Origin of the sequence: Streptomyces monashensis (assembly GCF_001866665.1) — a bacterium.
GTDB lineage: Bacteria > Actinomycetota > Actinomycetes > Streptomycetales > Streptomycetaceae > Streptomyces > Streptomyces monashensis.
The window spans coordinates 53,064-71,373 of the sequence record NZ_MLYO01000013.1; the positions used below are offsets into that span (position 1 = coordinate 53,064).

General features: G+C 70.9%; 13 protein-coding genes and 1 pseudogene. 8 read left to right on the top strand and 6 right to left on the bottom strand.

From position 1 onward, the window contains the following. The first annotated feature begins 80 nt into the window (after window positions 1–80). Window positions 81–1,160: an NAD(P)-binding domain-containing protein gene (locus tag BIV23_RS06710; protein ID WP_071379814.1), complete on the top strand. Its 1,080-nt coding sequence runs from the start codon at window positions 81–83 to the stop codon at window positions 1,158–1,160. A 290-nt stretch (window positions 1,161–1,450) separates the two neighbouring features. On the opposite strand, the gene BIV23_RS06715 is transcribed toward BIV23_RS06710, so the two are convergent. Then, window positions 1,451–3,259: an ABC transporter ATP-binding protein gene (locus tag BIV23_RS06715; RefSeq protein ID WP_071379815.1), complete on the bottom strand. Its 1,809-nt coding sequence runs from the start codon at window positions 3,257–3,259 to the stop codon at window positions 1,451–1,453. A gap of 114 nt (window positions 3,260–3,373) precedes the next feature. On the opposite strand from BIV23_RS06715, the gene BIV23_RS06720 reads away from it, so the two are divergent. Next, a complete protein-coding gene (locus tag BIV23_RS06720) occupies window positions 3,374–3,823 on the top strand; it encodes a MarR family winged helix-turn-helix transcriptional regulator (RefSeq protein WP_071374442.1) in 450 nt (149 codons plus the stop codon). A gap of 274 nt (window positions 3,824–4,097) precedes the next feature. Here the strand turns inward: BIV23_RS06720 and BIV23_RS06725 are convergent, their stop codons facing one another. Together BIV23_RS06725 and BIV23_RS06730 are read right to left on the bottom strand one after the other, a co-directional pair. Next, complete coding sequence (locus tag BIV23_RS06725) at window positions 4,098–5,708, bottom strand: peptide-N4-asparagine amidase (protein WP_177239751.1); 1,611 nt, start codon at window positions 5,706–5,708, stop codon at window positions 4,098–4,100. 51 nt (window positions 5,709–5,759) lie between these two features. Next, window positions 5,760–6,503, bottom strand: a complete 744-nt coding sequence (locus BIV23_RS06730; protein ID WP_245790400.1) for a hypothetical protein — start codon at window positions 6,501–6,503, stop codon at window positions 5,760–5,762. 305 nt (window positions 6,504–6,808) lie between these two features. On the opposite strand from BIV23_RS06730, the gene BIV23_RS06735 reads away from it, so the two are divergent. The 4 genes from BIV23_RS06735 to BIV23_RS06750 all read left to right on the top strand — a co-directional run bounded on the left by BIV23_RS06735 (window position 6,809) and on the right by BIV23_RS06750 (window position 11,664). Continuing rightward, a complete protein-coding gene (locus BIV23_RS06735; RefSeq protein WP_071379817.1) occupies window positions 6,809–8,614 on the top strand; it encodes an ABC transporter ATP-binding protein in 1,806 nt (601 codons plus the stop codon). After that, window positions 8,611–10,392: an ABC transporter ATP-binding protein gene (locus BIV23_RS06740; protein ID WP_071379818.1), complete on the top strand. Its 1,782-nt coding sequence runs from the start codon at window positions 8,611–8,613 to the stop codon at window positions 10,390–10,392. The genes BIV23_RS06735 and BIV23_RS06740 overlap by 4 nt, the downstream gene beginning before the upstream one ends. Before the next feature lie 519 nt (window positions 10,393–10,911). Continuing rightward, entirely contained in the window at window positions 10,912–11,382 is a 471-nt protein-coding gene (locus tag BIV23_RS06745) for a DUF5709 domain-containing protein (RefSeq protein ID WP_071379819.1), read from the top strand. Window positions 11,383–11,400: 18 nt separating this feature from the next. Beyond that, window positions 11,401–11,664 (top strand): type B 50S ribosomal protein L31, encoded by a 264-nt coding sequence (locus tag BIV23_RS06750; protein WP_071379820.1) that lies wholly within the window; start codon window positions 11,401–11,403, stop codon window positions 11,662–11,664. A gap of 86 nt (window positions 11,665–11,750) precedes the next feature. On the opposite strand, the gene BIV23_RS06755 is transcribed toward BIV23_RS06750, so the two are convergent. After that, a complete protein-coding gene (locus BIV23_RS06755) occupies window positions 11,751–12,545 on the bottom strand; it encodes a metal-dependent hydrolase (RefSeq protein ID WP_071379821.1) in 795 nt (264 codons plus the stop codon). A gap of 145 nt (window positions 12,546–12,690) precedes the next feature. On the opposite strand from BIV23_RS06755, the gene BIV23_RS06760 reads away from it, so the two are divergent. Continuing rightward, a complete protein-coding gene (locus BIV23_RS06760) occupies window positions 12,691–15,204 on the top strand; it encodes a DEAD/DEAH box helicase (RefSeq protein ID WP_071379822.1) in 2,514 nt (837 codons plus the stop codon). Window positions 15,205–15,244: 40 nt separating this feature from the next. Beyond that, window positions 15,245–16,111 (top strand): acyl-CoA thioesterase, encoded by an 867-nt coding sequence (locus BIV23_RS06765; RefSeq protein ID WP_071379823.1) that lies wholly within the window; start codon window positions 15,245–15,247, stop codon window positions 16,109–16,111. 590 nt (window positions 16,112–16,701) lie between these two features. Here the strand turns inward: BIV23_RS06765 and BIV23_RS51590 are convergent. Both BIV23_RS51590 and BIV23_RS06775 read right to left on the bottom strand, forming a co-directional pair. Next, window positions 16,702–17,538: pseudogene (locus BIV23_RS51590) on the bottom strand (DUF6397 family protein); the annotation flags it as partial. 126 nt (window positions 17,539–17,664) lie between these two features. After that, window positions 17,665–18,078: a roadblock/LC7 domain-containing protein gene (locus tag BIV23_RS06775; protein ID WP_071379824.1), complete on the bottom strand. Its 414-nt coding sequence runs from the start codon at window positions 18,076–18,078 to the stop codon at window positions 17,665–17,667. Window positions 18,079–18,310 lie beyond the last annotated feature (232 nt).

Sequence of the window (18,310 nt, forward strand, 5' to 3'; positions counted from 1 at the left end):
GCGAGCTCCGGCGCGAACTGCGGCCGCATCGGCGGTTGCGGCCCGGGAAGATCCCTGCCCCCTCCCCAGTTAGTAGAAGCGTGAACGAATTGCGCGAGGCCGAGGTTGTCGTCATCGGGGCCGGTCAGGCCGGACTGTCCAGCGCCTATCACCTGCGGCGCACCGGCTTCGAGCCGGACCGTGACTTCGTGGTGCTCGACCACTCCCCCGCGCCGGGCGGCGCCTGGCAGTTCCGGTGGCCCTCACTGACGTACGGCAAGGTGCACGGAATGCACGCGCTGCCCGGCATGGAGCTGACGGACGCCGATCCGGCGCGGCCGTCGGCGGAGGTCATCGGCGCGTACTTCGACCGCTACGAGCGCGCCTTCGGCCTTCGGGTGCGGCGGCCCGTCGACGTCCTGGCCGTCAGGCAGGACGACGGCGGCCGGCTGTCCGTGGAGACCTCGGCGGGCACCTGGTCCACGCGGGCGCTGATCAACGCGACCGGCACGTGGGACCGGCCCTTCTGGCCTCGCTATCCCGGCCAGGAGACCTTCCTGGGGCGGCAGTTGCACACCGCGCAGTACGCCGGTCCCGAGGAGTTCGCCGGGAAGCGGGTCGTGGTCGTGGGCGGCGGCGCCTCGGGCACCCAGCATCTGCTGGAGCTGGCCCCCTACGCGGCCGCGACCACCTGGGTCACCCGTCGGCCTCCGGTGTTCCGCGAGGGGCCGTTCGACCAGGAGGCGGGCCGGGAAGCGGTCGCGCGGGTGGAGGAGCGGGTGCGCCGGGGACTGCCGCCGCGCAGCGTGGTCTCCGTCACCGGGCTGCCCCTGAACGACGCCGTCCGGCAGGGCCTCGCTGACGGGGTCCTGGACCGGCAGCCGATGTTCGAGCGGATCACCCCGGACGGGGTGGAGTGGAGCGACGGCCGCCGTGTCGCCGCCGACGTCATTCTGTGGGCCACCGGGTTCCGGGCCGCGCTGGACCACCTCACGCCGCTGCGGCTGCGCGAGCCGGGCGGCGGGATCCGGGTCGAGGGCACCCGGGCCGTCGCCGATCCCCGTGTCCACCTCGTCGGCTACGGCCCCTCGGCCAGCACCGTCGGCGCCAACCGGGCCGGACGCTCCGCCGTACGGGACATCAGGCGGCTGCTGTCCGAGGAGCAGCCGGTCGCCGCGTAAGGCGCAAGACACCGTACGACTGGCGATGCCTCCTCATCCTGGTGGAGGTCGCCGCACTCCGCCATGGTGCGCGTGTGCGTCGTGCGGTCGGCGGAGAAGCGGTGGCGTCCCTCTGCAACGGCGTTCCGCGGTCGCGGTCCCGCCGGTCGACAACGACCCGGACGACCTTGCACCGTGCCCATGTCCGTCTTCGTCATGACCTCGACCTCGATCTCGATCTGGGCGAAACCGGCGACGATGACAGCCTGCTGGCGGAAGGCCGAGAACTCTGATGGCCCCTGCTTCCGGGTTCAGCCGGCCGGCTCCAGCTGTGCGTCCCGGCGCACCAGGGCGGCATACCGCCCGTCCCGATCCAGCAGTTCCTCGTGCGTGCCGCGTTCGGCGACGCGGCCGGAGTCCAGCACCACGATCTGGTCGGCGTCCCGGATCGTGGACAGACGGTGGGCGATGGTGATCGTGGTCCGGTCGGCGGACAGGGCGTCGATGGCCTCCTGGACCGCGGCCTCCGTACGGGTGTCGAGCGCGCTGGTCGCCTCGTCGAGAATGAGGACCGGCGGATCGCGCAGAATGGTGCGGGCGATCGCGAGACGCTGCTTCTCGCCGCCGGAGAAGCGGTGGCCACGTTCACCGACGACGGTGTCGTAGCCGTCGGGCAGCGCGGCTATGTGGTCGTGTATCTGCGCCGCTTCGGCCGCCGCGTGCAGTTCCTCGTCGGTGGCGTCCGGCTTGGCGAAGCGGAGGTTGTCGGCGACGGTGGCGTGGAAGAGGTACGTCTCCTGCGAGACGACGCCGACCGCGCGGGCGAGGGTGTCGAAGTCGAGGTCGCGGACGTCGACGCCGTCCAGCGTGACGCGGCCGCCGGTGACGTCGTAGAGCCGGGGCACCAGATAGCCGAGCGTGGACTTGCCAGCGCCGGTGGGGCCGACGACGGCGAGGCCGGTGCCCGCGGGCACGGTGATGTCGATGGCGTCGAGGACCGGGCGGATCTTGTCGTCGCTGTCATAGCGGAACTCGACGTCTTCCAGCCGGACTTCGCCCTTGATCTGGTCGAGGTGAACGGGCCGCTCGCGCTCGGTGATGTCGATCGGCAGGTCGAGGTACTCGAAGATGCGCTGGAAGAGCGCGAGGGAGGTCTGGATCTGGACGCCGGTCGCGAGCAGGCTCACGGCCGGGCGGAACAGACCCTGCTGGAGCGAGACGAAGGCGACGATGGTCCCGAGCGAGACCTTCGGGCCGCCGAACTGGAGGGCCAGACCTGCGGTCCAGTAGATGACGGCCGGCATCGCGGCCATGACGATCGTGATCACGGCCATGCGCCAGCGCCCGGCCATGTTCGACCGCACCTCGAGGTCGACCAGGCTCTCGGACTCGTCGGCGAAGGACGCGGTCAGCGAGTCCGACCGGCCCATGGTGCGGCCGAGCAGGATGCCGCTGACCGAGAGCGACTCGGTGACCGTGGCGGCCATGGCGGCCATCTGCTTCTGGCGCTGCGTGGTGATCTTCTTGCGTTCGTTGCCCACGCGGCGGCTGATCCAGACGAACACCGGGAGCAGGAGCAACGAGACGATCGTGAGCCGCCAGTCGAGCGCGACCATCGCGACGATCGTGGCGACGACGCTGGTGGCGTTGGAGACCAGGGAGGTGGCCGTGGAGGTGACGGTGGCCTGCATGCCACCGATGTCGTTGGCTATGCGGGACTGCACCTCGCCGGTGCGGGTGCGGGTGAAGAAGGCGAGCGACATGCGCTGGAGCCGGCCGTACACGGCCGTGCGCAGGTCGTGCATGACGCGCTGGCCGACGGTGGTCGAGATCAGCGTCTGGAGCACGCCGAAGACGCTGGACAGGACCGCACTGAGGATCATGCCGAGCGCGAGCAGGCTCAGCAGGCCGGTGCGACCCTGGGGAATGGCGACGTCGAGGGTCTCCTTCAGCAGGAACGGCGTGGCCACCGAGACCAGTGAGGCTGCGCCGACCAGCAGGCCTACGACGGCGAGCCGCCCGCGGTAGGGACGGAAGAGCCTCAGGATGCGGCGGACCTGCCGGGGCTGCTCCTTGGCGTCGGCAGGTGGGGTCCAGGACGTTTCACGGTCGGGATGCATGGGCTCCTACGGAGATGGACGGGGGCCGGTAAGGAACCGGCCGACGATGACCGACTGATCATAGCTCATTGTTACCTATACTCACAATGAATGTCGTCCTGATATTGTTCCCGCATGAGCACCCCCGATTCCGACGGCCTGCTCGCCGAGCAACTGCTGCGGCTCACCCGACGTGTGCACCGCATCCAGAAGCACCACCTGGAGCGGCGCGATCTGGGCGTCACCCCTGCCCAGTCCCGGCTGCTGCGCACCCTCGCGCACTACCCCTCGCCGCCGCGCATGGCCGACCTGGCCGAGCGCCTGGAGGTGGTGCCGCGCGCGGTCACGACGCTGGTCGACGGGCTGGAGGCGAGCGGGAAGGTACGACGGGCGGCGGATCCCGCGAACCGACGCGTGACCCGGATCGAGCTGACCGACGAGGGGCGCGCGACCCTGCGCGAACTGCGCGGCGCGCGCCGCTCGGCGGCCGAGGAGATACTGGCCCCGCTGACCGAGAAGGAGCGCGAGGTGCTCGGCGTACTGCTGGACACGCTGATCGACGGAGAGTCGGCCAAGAGCTGCTGACGACGGCACCCACCCCGCCGTCAGGGCCTACCCCCCTTGCCGCCGGATCGGCACCACGGCTTCCACCCCGGCCGCTCTGCGCTCTCCTCCCGACGGACTGCGGCACGGGCACTCCCGGGCAACGTCCGACTCGCGGAAGCCGAACGGGACTTCTGCGATGCAGAAGGCGGCTCCGAATGCCGATCATCCGGGTGGCGCCGCCGGTACCTCCCGAGGCGCCCGTGTCACAGCCGCGCACATCATCCTGTGCGTGGCACATCCCGCACGGCCGTGCTCAGCACCGCTCGCGGTCCTCCGTCAGCACCCCTTGAGCCGTGGCCAGCGAACGGTCGTAGCAGCCGTCGGAGCCGTAGCGGCGGTAGCGCTCGCCGGATGTGCCGACCGCGTGCCGCTGCTCGCGCGGGACGTTGACCGTGTACGCCGCGTCGCCGCTGTAGGTGTCGTCGAGCCACGACCACGCGACGCTCCGGCCGTCCTGCCGCCGCGTCACCGACGCACGGTCGCCGAGCGTCAGCACCGTGCGCAGCCGGTTGTCCGACCCGATGGTCGTCGTGCCGTTCAGGGTGTACGTCCGCCGTGTGTGCGTCGCACCGGCGGGGGTGTGTCCGCCGGTGGTGACCGTCTCGTCGTCGGTCCAGGTCGCGTCCAGTCCGTCCGTGTTCTCACCCTCGGTCCACCGGTGCACGGAGGTGTTGGCGAGGGTGCGGCTGACGGTCGTCGTCACGCGGCCGTGCGAGGTGTCCAGGTATCCGGAGACGGTGAGCCGGTGTCCGGCCCGGGTGTTCACCCGGTTCTCCGAACCCGGGGTGTACGTGGAGGAGTTGACGAGGTCCGTCGCCGTGTCCGCGGTGAGCGCGCCGGTGACCTGGGCACGGTGCGCGTCCTGCCAGACCAGTACGTTCACCGGCGTGCTCCAGCCCGACTGCCCCGCGGGCACGCCGACGACGGAGACCTCGACGTGGTGCGGGCGGCCGTCGTTCAGCAGGCCCGCGAAGGGCGTGAGGTCGTACTGGATGGGCCGCACGTCGAAGGCGCCCTGCGCCGGGATGACGTACCAGAGGAAGGGGTTGGACCAGCCGCCCGTCCAGACGTTCGGGAACGGCGCGGCGATTCCGGCGAGTCGGCCGTCGACCTTGACCTGCACCTCGCGATAGGGACCGTGATCGGCCTTGCAGGAGTACGAGGCCGGGTCGGCCACGGTCAGATACCAGAACTCCTCGCAGCCGCCGCCCGAACCGGTCGCGTACACCTCGGCGACGATGCGCTCGCTGTTGCGAGGGGTGGTGAGGGTCGTGCCGTTCGGAGTGTCCGCGAGGGTGAGGACCCGGTCGGGGGTGCGCTCGGCGGGGCGGCCCGCGTAGAAGGTCAGCGTGACGTGCACGTCGATGACGCCGGTGTACGTGCCGTCCACCACGTTGCCGATCAGCATCTCGACGTCCTGCGGGCTGCGAAAGGTGTCGCTGTAGCGAGTGACGTCCTTCTCGACGTGCCACGCGATGCCGTCGGGCGAGGGCTCCGGGGTGGAGGTGCGCAGGATCTCGACCCCGCCGACATGCAGATAGCCGAGCCTGTCGTACTGGCGGCCCTTCACCTTGCCGTCGAGGCTCAGGACGACCTTGCTCCAGTGGTCGCCGCAGCCCTGGGGCGGGGCGTACGTGCCGCGATAGGGCGTGAAGTCGCGGAACCGGGCGTCGGCCAGGGTGACATGACACGACGTGGTGTGCGGCCGGTCGACAGGCGGTGCGGCGGTAACCGGGTCGTGCCAGTCGGTTCCGAACTCGGTGGGCACGTCGGCCGCTTGAGCGGTGCCGGCGCCGGTGCCGAAGAGCGCGCTTGCCAGGAGGGCCACTCCGGCGAGCATGGACATGACTATCCGTCTTCTCATGGCCGTGTTCTACGGGCAGTCGACCCCACCCCGCAATGACGCCTCGTCGCGTCAGGCGCGCAATTCCCTCTCGTCCCCCATCACCATCATCGGATGCCGGGCCGGGTCGAGCGTGCGCAGCAGGAACTTCATCGCCCCCTTGGGCAGGCTGACACAACCGGACGTACCGTCGCCGTGATCGAGGTGCAGCCAGATACCGCCACCCCTCTCCTCGCCCAGCGGACGGGTGGGGTCGTGCGGGACGGTACCCGGCAGGCGGTTGTAGTCGATCGCGATGACGTAGTCGAAGACGTGGTCGTAGGCCACGGCGTTGACCGTCGGCGCGTAGGCCACGTAGTCCTGGTCGTACGGCAGCCTGCTGCCGGGATCGTCGAGCACACCACCCGCATCGGTGAGACCGAACACACCGACAGGGCTGCGGTCGTCGCCCGAATAGTGCTCCACGGTCCAGCCCTTCCGGCCATTGTGGGCGGCCCAACGGGCCACGCGCCGCCACTCCGGACCCTCCTTCATGTAGAACACGGCTGTGGAATCGGGTGAGTTCTCGCCCTGGCCGTACACCACGAGGACCTGACCGGTGTCGGCGGGGATCCGACGCTGGAGGCGCTCACCGACGTCCGGAATGCGGGTCGGATCGGTCGCGGGCAGCGCCGCCACGCCCGGAGCACGGAGACCCTGCGCACCGCCGGCGTCGACAGGGCCGGACGGTCCGTCGCCGCCGCACCCGGAAAGGGTCGCCAGGACAGCCCCGAAGGTCACCGCGGCCGCCACGAGCCGCACGCTGTAGATCTTCACAGGGCCATCGTGTCATCACATGACGATCGATAATGTGACTAATACACTCCTTTCACCAGGTTGGCTGACAGCACAGCTCGGGTGACCTGCACAGGACCGGATCACCCTGCCGCCGAGGACGACCGGGCGGCCTGCGTGGATGTCAGCCTCGCCCCGGCCTCGAGGTCCCGATGGCCGGAAGCCGGTTGATTCGGCCGGCCCATCGGAAAAACCGTTTGAAATTCACCACTCTGCGACGCGAACCTTTCACGGCTTGTTGGCACATCCCTCCGCCTCCCCTCCCTGACACGAGCCACTGGGACGTCATGCAGATTCAAGACCTTCCGTATTCCGATCCGGGGGTACCGGACACGCGTTCGGGCCCTCGATTCCTGTGGTGGCTCTGGCGCAACCAACTCGGCGGACAGCTGAAGTCACTCACCTGGGGCCTGCTCCACTTCGTCTCCGTCTCAGCCCTGCCTTTCTGTGTCGGCCTGGCCGTGCAGGCCGTCGCCGACCGCTCCGGCACCCGGCTCGCCCTGACGGGTGGTCTGATGCTGCTGTGCGGCACGGGCGTCGCCCTCGGCGACACCTTCCTGCACCGGGCCGCCGTCACCAACTGGATCACGGCCGCCGCCCGGGTCCAGCAACTGCTGGCCCGCAAGGCCTCTCAGCTCGGCTCCGCCCTGACCCGGCGGGTCGCCGCCGGCGAAGTGGTGGCCGTGTCCACCGGCGACGTCGAGAAGATCGGCTGGTTCGTCGAGGCGATTTCCCGGTTCACCGCCGCAGCGCTCACGGTCGTCGTGGTCGGTGTCGGCCTCCTCGTCTATCAGCCCGCCCTGGGCGTGGTCGTCGCGATCGGACTGCCGATCGTCGCCGTCTCCGTGCTGCCGCTGCTGCCCCGGGCCACGCGCCGCGCCGATGTGCAGCGCGAGAAGGCGGGCCGGGCCACCGAACTGGCCTCGGACACGGTCGCCGGACTGCGCGTGCTGCGCGGCATCGGCGGCGAGGAACTGTTCCTCGACCGCTACCGCCGGGCCTCGCAGGAAGTACGGCACGCCGCCGTGCACAGCGCCCGGATGTGGTCACTGATCTCCGCCATCCAGGTACTGCTGCCCGGGCTGCTGCTCATCGCCGTCGTCTGGCACGGCATCCATCTGGCCCGTCAGGGCCGGATCACGGTCGGCGAACTCGTCACCGTCTACAGCGCGGTCATGGTGCTCAACTACCCGCTGCGGCACTTCGAGGAAATCGCCATGGCGTACTCCTTCTCCCGCCCGTCGGCCAAACGGGCGGCACGGGTGCTGTCACTCGAGCGGCCCACGGCCACCGACGGCACCCGCGCGGCCGAAGTGCCGACCGGGGATCTGTACGACCCCGAGACCAAGCTGCTCGCTCCCGCCGGCCGGCTCACCGCCGTCGTGTGCGGCGATCCCGACGCGGCCGGACGCCTGGCGGAACGTCTGGGCGGCCACCCCGCCGAGCCGGGCCGCTCGGTGCTGCTCGGCGGGGTCGCCCTGGACGAACTTCCCCTGGACAGCGCCCGGACCGCCGTCCTCGTCCAGGACAAGGACCCGGTGCTGCTCTCCGGCACCCTGCGCCAACTGCTCGACGTGCCCGCTTCCGCGGCAGTGCCGGCCGAGGAAGCCCTGGCCGCGGCGCAGTGCGCCGACGTGCTGGACGCGCTCGTCCAGGGATCGGTGGACGCTGCCGACCCGATGGACGCCCGCATCACCGAGCGTGGCCGCTCCCTCTCCGGCGGCCAGCGCCAACGGCTCGCGCTGGCCAGGTCGTTGGTGACCGATCCCGAAGTGCTGGTGCTGGACGAGCCGACCTCCGCGGTCGACTCGCACACCGAGGCCCGGATCGCGGACGGGCTCCAGCGGCTGCGCTCCGGCCGGACGACCGTGGTCTTCACGTCCTCGCCGCTGCTGCTCGACCGCGCGGACCGGGTCGCCCTGGTCCATGAGGGCGAGGTCGTGACGGTCGGCGTGCACCGCGACCTGGTCGACAGCGAGCCGCGGTACCGCGCGGTGGTGACACGGGAGACGGACGAGGAACTGGCCGCGACCGACGAAGAGGTCCTGCTGGACACCTTCCAGGAGCTGGAAGAGATCGAGGAGAGCGCATGATCGGCGTTGCGCCACCGGCGTACGACCCGGCGGCCCCGACGACCGCCACCACCCTGCCCGTCGGCGCGAGCGCGACCGTGCGCGCCTACGTCACCGAGCTGTTCCGCCGGCACCGGCGGGCCTTCCTGTTGCTCGTCGCCGTCAACACGGTCGCCGTGATCGCCTCCATGGTGGGTCCGTACCTGCTCGGCGGCCTGGTCGAGCGGGTGTCCGACCGCTCGAGGGATCTCCAACTAGGCCTGACCATCGGGCTGTTCGCGCTCGCGCTGGCCGTCCAGGCCGTGTTCGTACGCCAGGTGCGGCTGCGGGGTGCGGTACTCGGCGAGCGGATGCTGGCCGACCTGCGCGAAGACTTCCTCGTCCGCTCCGTCGGGCTGCCGCCGGGCGTACTGGAACGGGCGGGCACCGGCGACCTGCTCTCCCGTATCACGACCGACATCGACCGGCTGGCCAACGCGATGCGCGAGGCCGTGCCGCAGCTGGCGATCGGTGTCGTGTGGGCACTGCTGCTGCTCGGCGGGCTCGTCGTGACGGCCCCGCCCCTGGCGGCCGCCGTGCTGCTCGCCGTCCCGGTGCTGCTGGCCGGATGCCGCTGGTACTTCAAACGGGCGCCCTCCGGCTACCGCTCCGAGGCCGCCGGGTACGCCGCCGTCGCCGCCGCGCTCGCCGAGACCGTGGACGCGGGCCACACCATCGAGGCGCACCGCCTGGGCGCCCGCCGCGTCGCGCTGTCGGAGCGGAGGATCAAGGAGTGGACGGCTTGGGAGCGCTACACCCTGTGGTTGCGCTCCGTGCTGTTCCCGGTCATCAACGCCGTCCATATCATCGTCCTCGGTTCGGTCCTCATGGTCGGCGGGGTCTTCGTTCTGCAGGGCTGGATCGATGTGGGCCGGCTGACCACCGGTGCCCTGATCGCGCAGATGCTGGTCGACCCGGTGAACCTGATCCTGCGCTGGTACGACGAGGTGCAGGTCGCCCAGGTGTCGCTGGCCCGGCTGGTCGGTGTGCGGGACATCGAACCGGATGCCGGGGACGCCTCGCTGGATCCCGAAGGGCGGGAGGTGTCCGCCGACCGCGTGCACTTCGGCTACCGCAAGGGCGTCGACGTGCTGCGCGAGGTCTCGCTGGAGGTCGCGCCGGGCACCCGGCTGGCCCTGGTCGGTCCATCGGGGGCCGGCAAGTCCACGCTGGGCAGGCTGCTGGCCGGGATCTACGCGCCCCGGGACGGCACGATCACCCTGGGCGGCGCCGAGCTGTCCCACATGCCGGCCGAACGCGTCCGCTCGCACGTCGCCCTCGTCAACCAGGAGCACCACGTCTTCGTCGGCTCCCTGCGTGACAACCTCCTGCTGGCCCGCACCACAGCCACCGACGCCGAGCTGTGGGCGGCACTCGGGGCGGTCGACGCCAACGGCTGGGCGCGAGCCCTGGACGGCGGCCTGGACACCGAGGTCGGCTCGGGCGGCCTGACGCTCACCCCGGCACAGGCCCAGCAGATCGCGCTGGCCCGGCTGGTGCTGGCCGATCCGCACACGCTGGTCCTGGACGAGGCGACCTCGCTGCTCGACCCGCGTGCCGCCCGTCATCTGGAGCGTTCCCTGGCCCGCGTCCTGGACGGGCGCACGGTGGTCGCCATCGCCCACCGCCTGCACACCGCCCACGACGCCGACGTGATCGCTGTCGTGGAGAACGGCCGCATCAGCGAGCTGGGCAGCCATGACGAGCTGGTCACGGCCGACGGCGCGTACGCGGCCCTGTGGCGCTCCTGGCACGGATGAGGACCCGCCGGAGCGGCCGCCGACCGGTACCGCGGTGAGGCATCCACTGCCGGTACCGGTCGCCCCGATCATGGTGCTCCCGACGTCTCGGCCGCCCCGGCTGTCTGGGACCGGGATGGCTTCCGGGCCCGAGGGGGCTTCGGCTCCCGGGTTGCGGGGCGCCCGGGCCGGGGCCGACCACTCCGAGGCGCATGCCGCCACAGCCGGAGCCCGGACCGGCCGGGCCCCGGTGCACCGGCCCGCCATGGGTCCTGCCCCAGCCAAGACATGAGGGGATCGGGACGCGGCGGGACGCGTCTCGGTGGGCCCTGCCGGGCACTCGTCTTCGCGCGCAGGCCTCCGCCGGGGCCCGTGCCGTTGCGCGGTCCCGAGCCGGGGTGGAAGGCTGGAGAGCGGCACCGGTTCGGGGAGCGTCGACGAACCGTCTGGTTCGCGGCGTGTGGCACCCGTGCCGCACGTGTCGGCGGCCCGCCGCCCCGTGCGGTGGTACGCGGCCGTCCTCATCACCCGGAGGTACTCGTGGACAGCGCCGACAGCTGGGGGGACGACGTCTACCAGCCCGATCCCTCGGAGATCCGGGAGGACTCGGGGGTCCTCGACGTCGAGGACACACTTGACTTCGACGGCGTCGACGACCCGCTCGACCGTGGCTGGTCCCCTCCCGAGCGGCCGTGGGCGGTGGAACACACGGGTGTGACGGCCGCCGAGCGCCAGGCGGGCGAAACCCTGGACCAGCGGCTCGCCGAGGAGCAGCCCGACCTCGCCACTGCCGACGGGGACGGCATCGGCGACTGCGACGGCACCGACGGGGAACTCCTGGACAACGAGGTCGGCGACCGCCGCTCCGGCCGACTGGTCGCCCCCGACGAGGGTGCTCACGAGGACGACGAGGCCGCCCTGCTCGCCACCGACGTCGGCATCGACGGTGCCGCCGCCTCCGCCGAAGAGGCGGCGATGCACATCGTCGACGAGGACTCCCTGTCCGGCTGACCCGCACGAGGAGCCGCCATGCAGCAGGACAAGCACCCCGACTACCACCCCGTGGTCTTCCGCGACCGCGCTGCCGGATACGCGTTCCTGACCCGGTCCACGGCTCAGAGCGATCAGACCATCGAGTGGGACGACGGCGAGAGCTACCCCGTGATCGACGTGGAGATCTCCTCGGAGAGCCACCCCTTCTCCACGGGCAAGGCCCGCACGGTCGACACCGAGGGCCGCATCGCCCGCTTCGAGCGCCGGTACGGCGGAGCGGAGTCCGGCGAGGCAGGCTGACCGGGAGGGCCCCGGCCCCTCCGGGCCGGAGCGGCGGGACCAGCCGCAGAGCCTGCCCCGCGCCCACGCCCGGGCCGGGCCCGTCGTCAGATCACATTGAGTGCGGCGGCGCAGCCCACCCCGCCGAGCAGCATGAACACGGGCATAAGGACCTTCAGCTCCACCCAGCTGCCGGCCCGGAACCGTATCGCCTTCGGCGGCCCCACCGGGTACCAGCGCTTGCGGCCCACCGGAATGGGCCACAGGATCGGGCAGCCGGACACGGTCAGCGCGTCCCCGAGGTCGTGCACCAGCGCGCCCAGCACGATCGGCAGACCCAGCCACAGGTACCGCTGGTCCGGCGCGGTGAACAGCCAGTCGGAGCCGTTGCCCGGCTTGTCCAGGATGTCGGCGAGGATCCACGCGCTGGTCGCCGCCAGCAGCCAGACGAGGATGTCGCTGCTGGAACCCCGGGCCGCCCGCCACAGCAGGCCTTCGATCGCCAGCACCATGTGCACGAACAAAATCGCCAGCACCGCCCAGCGACCGCCCGTGATCGCCGCTGCCGAGGCGCCGGCTCCGAGCAGAGCCGCCCACACCCAGGTGTGCGTCAGCGTGCGGTGGCCGCCGTTGCGTCGCGGGTCGCCCTTCATACGCGTCGCCTTGTAGACGGCCCAGGACAGCTTGTCGACGATCTCGCAGACCCAGTGGGAGAGCGGCCCGAAGGAGCGCGAGATGGTCGCCGCCTTGTGGTCGAGGTCCGGGGCAAGCGCGGCGCCGGCGCAGATCAGCGCGCCGACGAGAAGAACGGGCCAGGGCATCGGGTGTCCGTACGCCGCGGCCGCCGCTCCGACGCCGAGCCAGGCCGCGGCCCCCGACAGTGAGTGTGCTGGTCCCATCATGGCCGCTTCCCGCCCCATTCCTCGTGTATCGCTGTCCAGTTGACCCGGTGCGCTGACGCTGCGTCGGCGACACAGCGTAGCTGCCGTGATCTTCGTCGTCGCAGCCGATTCCCCTCTCGGGGGCCAGGCCAGGCAAGATGGGGGCGTGACCCTCATCGATCAGCTGCCGCCGACCGCCGACCCCGACGCCCTGTACGAAGCCTTCGAGTCGTGGGCGCAGGAGCGCGGCCTCACCCTCTACCCGCATCAGGAGGAGGCGCTGATCGAGGTGGTGTCCGGGGCGAACGTGATCGTCTCGACGCCCACCGGATCCGGCAAGAGCATGATCGCCGCGGGCGCGCACTTCGCCGCGCTGGCCCGGGACGAGGTCACCTTCTACACCGCTCCGATCAAGGCGCTGGTGTCCGAGAAGTTCTTCGAGCTGTGCAAGATCTTCGGCACCGAGAACGTCGGCATGCTCACCGGCGACGCCTCCGTGAACGCCGATGCCCCGGTGATCTGCTGCACCGCCGAGGTGCTGGCGTCGATCGCACTGCGCGACGGCAAGGACGCGGACGTCGGCCAGGTCGTCATGGACGAGTTCCACTTCTACGCCGAGGGGGATCGCGGCTGGGCGTGGCAGATCCCGTTGCTGGAGCTCCCCCAGGCGCAGTTCATCCTGATGTCCGCCACTTTGGGCGACATGTCCTTCTTCGAGAAGGACCTCAGCCGCCGCACCGGCCGCCCCACGGCGGTGGTCCGCTCGGCGACCCGCCCGGTACCCCTCTCCTACGAGTACGAGCTCACCCCGCTCACGGAAACACTGACCGATCTGCTGGAGAGCAGGCAGGCCCCCGTCTACATCGTGCACTTCACGCAGGCGCAGGCCGTGGAGCGGGCGCAGGCCCTGATGAGCATCAACATGTGCTCGCGCGAGGAGAAGGACCAGATCGCCGAGCTGATCGGCAACTTCCGCTTCACCACCAAGTTCGGCCGCAACCTCTCCCGTTACGTCCGGCACGGCATCGGCGTCCATCACGCCGGCATGCTGCCCAAGTACCGCCGTCTGGTCGAGAAGCTCGCCCAGGCCGGCCTGCTGAAGGTCATCTGCGGCACGGACACGCTCGGCGTGGGGGTCAACGTACCCATCCGCACGGTGCTGTTCACGGCGCTGACCAAGTACGACGGCAGCCGCGTGCGCACTCTGCGGGCCCGGGAGTTCCACCAGATCGCGGGCCGGGCCGGGCGGGCCGGCTTCGACACCGCCGGACTCGTCGTGGCGCAGGCACCCGAGCACGTCATCGAGAACGAGAAGGCCCTGGCGAAGGCGGGCGACGACCCGAAGAAGCGGCGCAAGGTGGTGCGCAAGAAGGCACCGGAGGGCTTCGTCGCCTGGACGGACAACACCTTCGAGAAGCTGATCGCCTCCGAGCCCGAGCCGCTGACCTCGCGCTTCCGGGTGACGCACACGATGCTGCTGTCGGTGATCGCCCGCCCCGGCAACGCCTTCGAGGCGATGCGTCATCTGCTGGAGGACAACCACGAGCCGCGCAAGCAGCAGCTGCGGCACATCCGCCGCGCCATCGCGATCTACCGCTCGCTGCTTGACGGCGGGATCGTGGAGAAACTCGACAAGCCGGACGCCGAGGGGCGCATCGTCCGGCTCACGGTCGACCTCCAGCAGGACTTCGCGCTCAACCAGCCGCTGTCCACGTTCGCGCTCGCCGCGTTCGAACTCCTCGACCCCGAGTCGCCGTCCTACGCTCTCGACATGGTGTCCGTCGTCGAGTCCACGCTGGACGACCCGCGGCAGATTCTCGTCGCCCAGCAGAACAAGGCGCGCGGCGAGGCCGTGGCCGCGATGAAGGCGGACGGCGTCGAGTACGAGGAGCGCATGGAGCGCCTCCAGGACATCACGTACCCGAAGCCGCTGGAGGAGCTGCTCTTCCACGCGTACAACACGTACCGCAAGAGCCACCCCTGGGTCGGCGACCACCCCCTCTCGCCCAAGTCCGTCATCCGTGACATGTACGAACGGGCGCTGTCCTTCACGGAGTTGGTGTCCTTCTACGAGCTGGCCCGAACCGAGGGCATCGTGCTGCGCTACCTCGCCAGCGCCTACAAGACACTCGATCACACCATCCCGGACGACCTGAAGTCCGAGGACCTTCAGGATCTGATCGAGTGGCTCGGCGAGATGGTGCGCCAGGTCGACTCGAGCCTGCTCGACGAGTGGGAACAGCTGGCCAACCCGGAGGAGATGACCGCCGAGGAGGCGCAGGAGAAGGCCGACGAGGTGAAGCCGGTCACCGCCAACGCGCGCGCCTTCCGGGTGCTGGTCCGCAACGCCATGTTCCGCCGCGCGGAGCTGGCCGCCCTCGACCAGGTCGAGGAACTCGGCGAGATGGACGCCGACTCCGGCTGGGACGCCGACGCCTGGGGCGAGGCGATGGACAAGTACTGGGACGAGTACGAAGATCTCGGCACCGGTCCCGATGCCCGGGGCCCCAAGCTGTTGGTCATCAAGGAGGAGCCGGAGAACGGCCTCTGGCGCGTCCGCCAGATCTTCGACGACCCGAACGGCGATCACGACTGGGGCATTAGCGCGGAAGTCGATCTCGCGGCCTCGGACGCCGAGGGGCGCGCCGTCGTCCGCGTCACCGAAGTCGGCCAGCTGTGAGCCGTTCTCGACCAGGTACGAGCCAAGGAGAGACCCACCGATGACGAACCCGGCCGAGAGACTGGTCGACCTGCTCGACCTGGAGCAGATAGAGGTCAACATCTTCCGTGGCCTCAGCCCGCAGGAGTCCTTGCAGCGGGTCTTCGGCGGCCAGGTGGCGGGCCAGGCGCTGGTCGCCGCCGGCCGCACCACGGACGGCGACCGCCCGGTGCACTCGCTGCACGCGTACTTCCTGCGCCCGGGGCGCCCGGGCGTGCCGATCGTGTACCAGGTGGAGCGGGTCCGCGACGGCCGGTCGTTCACCACACGCCGGGTTACGGCCGTACAGCAGGGCCGCACGATCTTCAATCTGACCGCCTCCTTTCACAAGCCTGAGGAAGGACCGTTCGAGCACCAGCTGCCGCCGGCTCGCGAGGTGCCGGCCCCGGAGTCGCTGCCGACGGTCACCGAGGAGATCCGCAAGCACCTCGGTGCGCTGCCCGAGCAGTTGGAGCGGATGGCACGCCGCCAGCCCTTCGACATCCGGTACGTCGACCGGCTGCGCTGGAACACCGAGGAGATTCAGGGGGCCGAGCCGCGCAGCGCCGTGTGGATGCGCGCGGTCGGACCGCTCGGCGACGATCCTCTGGTCCACACGTGCGCGCTGACCTACGCCAGTGACATGACGCTCCTCGACGCGGTCCGCATCCCGGTCGAACCCCTGTGGGGTCCGCGGAACTTCGACATGGCGTCGCTGGACCACGCGATGTGGTTCCACCGGCCGTTCCGCGCGGACGAGTGGTTCCTGTACGACCAGGAGTCGCCGGTCGCCACGGGTGGGCGCGGGCTGGCCCGCGGGCGCATCTACGACCTGCAGGGGCGGCTGCTGGTCTCGGTTGTCCAGGAGGGTCTGTTCAGGTCCCTGTAGGGAACCGGCGCCCGGCTCCGCGGCCCGCTGCGAGTCACATACCGGGCTCAGCGGCGTTCAGGGCGTGGACCTCTGTGCCTCAACCAGCCGCGCAGGCCCCGGCTCGCCGGCGCCGCGGCGGCCCGCTCGGGCCGGCGGTCCCGGCGCGCGGGCGGCCCGGCCTGCCGTACCGTCGGCACGTGATGCCACGCGAAGGCCCGGCCCGCCGCCCCGTCCTCGGGCCAGGGCGCCCCGAATACCGGACCGTCGTGCCCTTCGGACTCCCCCGGAGTCGGCCTGGCGTCCGGCTCGGCAACCGCAGCCAGCTGCTCACCGCCCGGCGTGGCCGCCCTTGCCGCCGGCTTCCGCTGCTCGTCCGGTGCCGCAGGCACCGGCCCGGCGCTGGGGTCGGGTTTCCCCACCCCGGCCTCACCCTGCGGCTCGGATGTCTGCACCCCGGACGCACCGTCCACCGAGCGCGGCCCCGCCACCGGCTCACTCGCAGCCTGGGATGCCCCGACCGCCGTCTCCTCGTCCCGCCCCGGCACCCCCATGATCATCATGCCCGTCGGCGCCGCCGACTCCGCGTGCCGAGTGACCGTTCGGGCCAGGGGCGGGATCGGGCGAGCAGCCGCTCGCACGGAGGGCGCGGCGCGCCGGGTGGCCGGGCGCGGGGCGGGTGTCACATTGCGGGCCTCCACCAGCACGTGGGCCAGTTCGCCACGCAGCCACTCGATCTCGTCCGCGTCCTGCGCGGTCGTGATCCGCTCGGCGAGTTGCGCCGCGGCCGATCCCGGGAGGCCGTGGCCGGGTGGCGTGGGGCGGAAGCGGTTCACATACGAGCGTTCGTAAGGATCCTTGACGACGTCGGCGATCTCGACGGGTGCGAGGAAGGCGGCCACGGCTCCGGCGCGCGCCCACGGTCCCTCGGCCTGCCGCAGCAGGAAGCCGAGGTGCCGTCCGCGCCAGTTGCGGGCCCGCAGGTCGACTCCCGCTTCCAACTGGCCGCGCAGGGTCTCGGGGGTGCGTCCTTTGAGCAGGTGTGCGTTCTCCGGGCACAGGGTGAAGTGCCGCAGGTCGTCCGCCAGATAGAGCCAGACCACGGCGCGGTACCGGTTCACGTACCAGCGTACGGGCACGAGAAGTCCCAGTCGGGCGAGGCGGGTGAAGCGGCCAACCGGGATCTTCATGAGCGCCGCGCCCTCGGTGGTGCCCACAACCTGGACACGCTCACGGAGGGTTTCCGGGAAGTCGCTCCGCTCGCGGAGCCGGTCGAGGTCCGCGCGCTCCACCCGCCGAGCTCCTCCCCCGCCCTCGTCGGGCACGGTGCGGATGTGACCGAGATGCACAGCGAGGTCGAACTCGCTGCGCTTGAGGCCCAGTTCCCGAGCTGCACGGCTCAGGGTGTACATGGCGGGCCGGGACGTGCTGATGATGCTTGCCGACATGGTCGTCGCTCCCCCGTGAAGTGGAGGCTCACGCCTCGTGCGCGAACCGTGCACACACCGTAGCCGGTTCGGGGCAACTCGTGGCGAGCCTGTGGATAACTCCACGTGGGCAGGCAAACGTGCAGCTCAGAGGTCCTGGTTGGGGGTTCGCTCGGGTTGCCTGGCGTCGACACCGAGGTGTTCGCCGACGCGGTTGACGAGCAGGGTCATCTCGTAGGCGATCTGGCCGATGTCGGCCTCCGCACCGCTGAGCAGACACAGGCAACTGCCGGTGCCCGCCGCGGTCACGAACAGCACGGCGTCGTCGTACTCGATCATGGTCTGACGCACACTGCCGGCACCGAAGTGACGCCCCGACCCCTTGGCCAGGCTGTGCAGCCCGGATGCCACGGCAGCCAGGTGCTCGGCGTCCTCGCGGCGCAGGCCCGTACTCGCCCCCGTGACCAGTCCGTCGTTCGACAGGACCAGCGCGTGTCGCACATGGTCCACCCGCTCGGTCAGATCGTCCAGGAGCCAGCCGAGTCCCTGGTTCTGCGCCATCTCCGTCTCCCCGTGTGACGTCCCCCTGACTGGAGGAACTCCCCGCCAGCCTTCACCACGTCCGGCGTCCGGGCAAGCCGGATCGGCGCATGGCACAGAAGATGACCGACAGGCAATGTCGGACCTTCACCCCGGACGGTACAGATACGGCCAACCCGGCCGCCTTGCGCGACGACGAAAGCACTGACGCGGCGGCCGGCCGACTCCCGCCGGGCAGGGACGGGCCGCTTCC

Bases quoted from the DNA above. Each gene is read 5' to 3' on its own strand.
- BIV23_RS06750 (WP_071379820.1), top strand. From the start codon at position 11,401: ATGCAGCAGGACAAGCACCCCGACTACCACCCCGTGGTCTTCCGCGAC.
- BIV23_RS06740 (WP_071379818.1), top strand. From the start codon at position 8,611: ATGATCGGCGTTGCGCCACCGGCGTACGACCCGGCGGCCCCGACGACC.
- BIV23_RS06765 (WP_071379823.1), top strand. From the start codon at position 15,245: ATGACGAACCCGGCCGAGAGACTGGTCGACCTGCTCGACCTGGAGCAG.
- BIV23_RS06735 (WP_071379817.1), top strand. From the start codon at position 6,809: ATGCAGATTCAAGACCTTCCGTATTCCGATCCGGGGGTACCGGACACG.
- BIV23_RS06715 (WP_071379815.1), bottom strand. From the start codon at position 3,259: ATGCATCCCGACCGTGAAACGTCCTGGACCCCACCTGCCGACGCCAAG.
- BIV23_RS06775 (WP_071379824.1), bottom strand. From the start codon at position 18,078: ATGGCGCAGAACCAGGGACTCGGCTGGCTCCTGGACGATCTGACCGAG.
- BIV23_RS06755 (WP_071379821.1), bottom strand. From the start codon at position 12,545: ATGATGGGACCAGCACACTCACTGTCGGGGGCCGCGGCCTGGCTCGGC.
- BIV23_RS06725 (WP_177239751.1), bottom strand. From the start codon at position 5,708: ATGAGAAGACGGATAGTCATGTCCATGCTCGCCGGAGTGGCCCTCCTG.
- BIV23_RS06720 (WP_071374442.1), top strand. From the start codon at position 3,374: ATGAGCACCCCCGATTCCGACGGCCTGCTCGCCGAGCAACTGCTGCGG.